The sequence below is a fragment of the Ruminococcus sp. genome (assembly GCF_024691275.1).
Taxonomy (GTDB): domain Bacteria; phylum Bacillota; class Clostridia; order Oscillospirales; family Ruminococcaceae; genus Ruminococcus.
The window spans coordinates 1-3,432 of the sequence record NZ_JAILNU010000014.1 but is presented as its reverse complement, the minus strand read 5'-3'; the positions used below and the strand labels follow the sequence as shown (position 1 = coordinate 3,432).

The window sequence follows — 3,432 nt, the reverse complement described above, 5'->3', positions numbered from 1 at the left end:
TGAACAACCTGAATAAGCAGATCGAAGATTTGCAAGTCAAGCTCAATGTTCTGCGAAAATATCGCAAGCTGAAAGTATATGCCGAGGAGCTGAAAAAACTCAAAGGCAGTGCAGCGAAGAAGTATCGCAATAACAACAGTTCCGAGCTTGAAGAATATGGGGAAATCCGAAAACGGGTTCTTGAACTTTACCCGTCAGGCGTTATTCCGAAAGTAGAGAATCTTGAAAAGCAAATCACTGCTATGCGGGAAAAGCTGTCACAGACAGATGCAGAATACCGTCAGGCAGACAAGAAAGCTCGTGAGCTTGCCGACGCACAGCGGACAATCGAGGAATATCTCCGTCAGGAGCAGAGCCGAGATCAGCAACAGAAGCGTAAGCGGAATGACCTTGAATGATGATAGGTTCTCTGGCGAACGGCAAAGCGCCTCAGAGCCGTCTGTGACGGTTATGGGGAAAACTATCCGCTGAAAAAGAAAAACGGCTCAGGGAGCTTACTATACGCTCTCCGAGCCGTCTGTATTTGTGAAATCAATCACTCTGTTGCATATCTCCAAAGCCGCCGGGCGGTGTGTAACAATAACAACTGTCTTGTCGGTCATACTCCTGAGATTTTGGAGCAGCAGTTTTTCCGTATCTGCATCGAGAGCAGAGGTCGCTTCATCAAGGAGCAGTATCGGGCTTTCTGAAAATATCGCCCTTGCGATTGCGATTCTCTGCATCTGCCCCTCTGAAAGACCAGTGCCACGCTCACCGAGCAGGGTATCAATACCGCTGTCAAGTTCCGATACAAAATCATCGGCGCAGGCTATATGCAAAGCTCTGTTGATACGCTCATCATTCTGCATATCTGCCTTGTCAGCGAAAGCCACAACCTCACGAATCGTACCCGACATAAGCTGATTGCCCTGCGGAACGTAGGCGAACAGCCTGTGCAATTCAGACGTCAACGTTTTCTCTCCGTCGGTGTCAGTTAAATATCGTTCACCGCCGTCAAGCTGATAAATGCTCATCAATAGTTTCAGCACCGTAGATTTTCCGCAGCCGCTATGTCCCGTGAACGCCACATATTCGCCCTTGCCGATCTCAATGCTGATATGTTTCAGCACGATAGGTTGATTATCCTTTGACAAGTCCTTTATACTGTCAACCGCAGGATAATAAGTAAAATCGGTATTTTTCAGACCGAATGATTTGAATGAATCGGAGTAATACGCTTTGACCGTATCAATATCAAGAGCCTGTTTTTCGTTGTCATTCCGGAAGCTCTCAATTTCCATTAGTCGTTCCGCACTTGCCGTCATTGCGTAAAAACGTGGGAGATAGCCTGTGATATTGGCAAACGGGGCTTGTATCTGTGAGATAAGCTGTGTGATAGCGGTCAGTGTTCCGTAGCTGATCGTACCGAGCAAAATGCCGTAACCGCAGTAGCACACCCCAAAGAGATACATTCCATTCATCGCAAGCCCGAAACCGATATTGCAGAAATTTGAGAAATGATTTTTACGCATTCTTGCGGTTTTATGCTGTATCATCTTCTCATTTGCTTCATCTTCCGTCTGCTGTTCCGTAGCAAATGAACGTATCATCATCATACTGCTGATATGCTCTTGCAGGAAGATACGGAGCTTGCCGTCACGCTCCTGCACCTGTTTATGGAGCTTTTTCAGCACCTTGCGGAAAGCGTAGGTAAATACAATAAGCAGCACTCCGCAGGGCAGGAGGACACAGGCAAACCGCCAGTCGAGGACGATCATCATAATGACGGCGCTTATCAGCTTGACAACCATTCCCACCAGTCCGGGGAGAATTTCAACATAGCTGTCAGCGACAACTACCGTGTCATTGGTGAGCCTGTTCAGCCATTCGCCCGAATGGACGGCATTCACGCTTGCGAAATCTTTTCGCAGGATATTGTGCATCAGCCGAGCCTTGAAGATATTTTCAAAAGTCGATTTTGATAATTCGTTGAGCCACCGAATGACCGCCCTCATACCGATCTGAGCCAGTACAAGCAGAACGGTCAGAACCACAAAATGCCAAAATCCTGCCTTATCGTGTGCCGTGGCGTTGTCCACGATATTCCGCAGGAGCAGAGCATACAGCACACCGCTTGCGCCGTGGAGCGCCTGTACCAGCATCAGAGCGAGGATATACAGCTTTTTCTTTTTTGGGACGGCATAGAGCCATTTTATTGCATTATTTTTCATCGTTTCAGTTTTCTTTTCAGCCATTTCGGGAAGTGTTTTGCTTTGAGGATAAAGGCGCGGAGCGGAAACAGGTCACACCACAAATGCACATACAGCCGATACCGCCAATCGGTTATGGGGATCTCTTTACCGTCACGCACCACCGCCGTCAGCACCCCTATGATATGACGGTCGGTGATGCCGTATTCTTTGCAATAGCGGTTATCTCCGCAGATCACATAGTCATTCTCACGGACTTTCAGCACCCTATGAAGCACATATTGTCCGCTGTCACGCTTATACAGCGGAACATCGTACTTTTTCAGTCTGCCGTGGGGCTTTTCGATGATGAGAATATCCCTGTCCTGCCGTATCAGAGGGCGCATACTGTCTCCGACATTGGTATAGACGAGCCGCCCGTCACGCTCGATCACATCTTCAAATCTCGTCATTGCATTCCCTCATAAGCGATTTTTGCTGCCGAAATATCCATATTACAGTCGAGTTTGTAGAGTTTCACGCTGTCTGCAAGCCTGTCCACCAGTTCAAGCGTTTTCGTCATTTTCAGCATATCCGCAGGGCGGTAGACCTGTTGCAGAAGTATTGTATACGCCTGTTCTCTGGTGATCGCTTCAATATGATTATCGGCAGACCGTGTGAGAATACATATCGCTTTCAGCGGAACAGAAGTGTTTGTACCGAGCCTGTGCTTGCCATTATAAGGCGTACCATAGGCGATCACACCGCTGTCCGTGATTTTCAGCAAGGGCTTATCATCGTTCACCATGACCGCCCGATCTCCGAAATATTCTCGCCAAAGTCTTGTATGCGTGGACTTGCCCGTGCCGCTTTTCGCTGTGAACAGATAGCCCACACCGTCCACCGCCACAACAGAGCCGTGAAACAGTATCGTGTCATAGCTTATCATCTGTTCCGCTATCTTGCGGTAAACTGCCAATTCTTCGAGGTAGCTGTCTGAAAAATGCCGTGTCGGAATACCCTCGATCTCGTCCTCACGGGCAGACTTCTCACATTCAAAGTCAATATCTGCTTGTGTTGTGGTAACGGAATAGTCAGCAGGCTCGTCCGTCAGGTAGTCGGTGCAGTATTCGTGTACCTCGTCATATATCGAATTGACCTCAACCACCTTATCCGCTATCTTATACTTTCTTGTTATCATATTTCCTTAACGCTCTCATTTCTGCCTGTAACTTCTTGCGATTTGTGGCAATGCCCTTGCACC

3 protein-coding genes and 1 pseudogene are annotated in these 3,432 nt (G+C 48.0%); 1 reads left to right on the top strand and 3 read right to left on the bottom strand.

The features are described 5' to 3' along the window. Positions 1-398 (top strand): annotated as a pseudogene (locus K6G33_RS01740) (relaxase); the annotation flags it as partial. Between the two features lie 99 nt (positions 399-497). Here K6G33_RS01740 and K6G33_RS01735 read toward each other — a convergent pair. The 3 genes from K6G33_RS01735 to K6G33_RS01725 are packed head-to-tail and all read right to left on the bottom strand — an operon-like array spanning position 498 to position 3,369. After that, positions 498-2,210, bottom strand: coding sequence for an ABC transporter ATP-binding protein (locus tag K6G33_RS01735; protein ID WP_296775564.1), 1,713 nt, complete (start codon positions 2,208-2,210; stop codon positions 498-500). Continuing rightward, on the bottom strand, positions 2,207-2,641 hold the full coding sequence (locus K6G33_RS01730; protein ID WP_296775562.1) for a S24/S26 family peptidase: 435 nt from the start codon (positions 2,639-2,641) through the stop codon (positions 2,207-2,209). Before K6G33_RS01730 ends, K6G33_RS01735 begins: the two co-directional genes overlap by 4 nt. After that, positions 2,638-3,369, bottom strand: coding sequence for a hypothetical protein (locus tag K6G33_RS01725; protein WP_296775560.1), 732 nt, complete (start codon positions 3,367-3,369; stop codon positions 2,638-2,640). The genes K6G33_RS01730 and K6G33_RS01725 overlap by 4 nt, the downstream gene beginning before the upstream one ends. Positions 3,370-3,432 lie beyond the last annotated feature (63 nt).

What these genes read in the sequence shown, in the direction of transcription:
- K6G33_RS01730 (WP_296775562.1), bottom strand. Translation starts at nt 2,641, where the DNA reads ATGACGAGATTTGAAGATGTGATCGAGCGTGACGGGCGGCTCGTCTAT.
- K6G33_RS01735 (WP_296775564.1), bottom strand. Translation starts at nt 2,210, where the DNA reads ATGAAAAATAATGCAATAAAATGGCTCTATGCCGTCCCAAAAAAGAAA.
- K6G33_RS01725 (WP_296775560.1), bottom strand. Translation starts at nt 3,369, where the DNA reads ATGATAACAAGAAAGTATAAGATAGCGGATAAGGTGGTTGAGGTCAAT.